Consider the following 1,398-nt stretch of genomic DNA (forward strand, 5'->3'; position numbering starts at 1 on the left):
CGTCCCAGATCGCCTGGGCCCTGGCAAAGGCTTCGGCGTGCGAAGGATCGGCGTCCAGCCATTGCTGGAACTGACGAGCCTGTTCCTCGCTCGCACTGCCCATCACGATCAACCAGTCCAAAGCCTGGTCCATCGCGCTGGCGGAGTTCCGCGCCGGGGAGGGCGCAGGGGAACGGTCGGTGTCCGTCACGGGGTTTCCTCGGCAGTGTCTGTGCACGGCTGTTTTTTAATCAAACACTGAAAGTGGGCAAGGGTAGCAAAGCCTTGCATGCTCAGTCGCCGTTCAATCGCTCGGCGACACCGATGCAAATCGCCATGATCAGCTTGAGTTCCTTCTGCACGGTGCTTAACGACACGCCAAGTTGCCCGGAAATCTCCAGGTAACTGTGCCCGTGCAGACGGCTGAGGATGAAAATCTGTTGCTGGCGGGCACTGAGTTGACTGAGGCTCACGTTCAAACGCTCCAGCAATTGTTCGGCATGGGCGGCGTCCTCGGCACTGCTGGCAGGGGCGGCGATACTTTCCACCACCTGCTGCGGCACGTCGTCGAGCATTGTCCGCGACTGGATGCGTCGGGCACGCAAATGGTCCAGCGCCAGGTTGCGGGCGGTCTGGAACACGAAGGGTTCGAGGTGATCGATGGCCCGTTCGCCGAGCGCACGGGTCACGCGCAGGTAGGTTTCCTGCAACAGGTCTTCGGCGGTGCTGTGATTGTTGACCATCCGCTCCAAAGTACGCAGCAGCGAAACCCGCTGGGCGATGAAGACATGATTGAAGCGCGATTGACTCACGGGAGAACCTGATCCATTTCGAGCGAATGATAATGCTTATCATCCGCGCGGCTGGTCAAGTGCTCAATTGTGAAGGTTTATGCTCGGCCCAGCAGATAGGTCGCGTAGTCGGGAATGCGCTGCGAATGCGCCTGCTCCATCAGCGGGCTGCTGAGCAGGTAGTCGGCGCTGCATTCATTGCAGGCAACCGGGATGTTCCAGACGGCGGCCACCCGCAGCAAGGCCTTGATGTCGGGGTCGTGGGGCTGCGGCTCGAAGGGGTCCCAGAAGAACACCAGCATGTCGACCCGTTGCTCGGCGATGCGTGCACCCAGTTGCTGGTCGCCACCCAACGGGCCGCTGATCATGCTTTCCACCGGCAGGTCGAGGCGTTGTTGCAACAACAACCCCGTGGTGCCGGTGGCGACCAGTTCATGGTGCGCGAGTTTGTCTTTATGCCGCTCGGCCCAGTCCAGTAAGAACACTTTGCAGTGGTCGTGAGCGACCAGGGCGATACGCTTGCGCGCCGCCACGGTTTTTTGCGTGAAGCTGATACCGATCATGGGTTGCTGCTCCGGGGCTTGATGCACGACGCGAACAAACGTAGGAGCTGCCGAAGGCTGCGATC

At 60.7% G+C, this 1,398-nt stretch carries 3 protein-coding genes; all 3 read right to left on the bottom strand.

Translation table 11 applies throughout. From position 1 onward, the window contains the following. A partial coding sequence (locus F8N62_RS31390; RefSeq protein WP_150714205.1) for a FecR/PupR family sigma factor regulator occupies positions 1-190 on the bottom strand: 190 nt, incomplete at its 3' end. An 82-nt stretch (positions 191-272) separates the two neighbouring features. Next, positions 273-791, bottom strand: a complete 519-nt coding sequence (locus F8N62_RS31395; protein ID WP_150709709.1) for an RNA polymerase sigma factor — start codon at positions 789-791, stop codon at positions 273-275. Positions 792-868: 77 nt separating this feature from the next. Further along, positions 869-1,333 (bottom strand): methylglyoxal synthase, encoded by a 465-nt coding sequence (locus tag F8N62_RS31400; RefSeq protein ID WP_150709708.1) that lies wholly within the window; start codon positions 1,331-1,333, stop codon positions 869-871. Between the last annotated feature and the right edge of the window lie 65 nt (positions 1,334-1,398).

The organism is Pseudomonas fluorescens, assembly GCF_902497785.1.
Lineage (GTDB): Bacteria > Pseudomonadota > Gammaproteobacteria > Pseudomonadales > Pseudomonadaceae > Aquipseudomonas > Aquipseudomonas fluorescens_BO.

Bases quoted from the DNA above. Each gene is read 5' to 3' on its own strand.
- F8N62_RS31400 (WP_150709708.1), bottom strand. From the start codon at position 1,333: ATGATCGGTATCAGCTTCACGCAAAAAACCGTGGCGGCGCGCAAGCGT.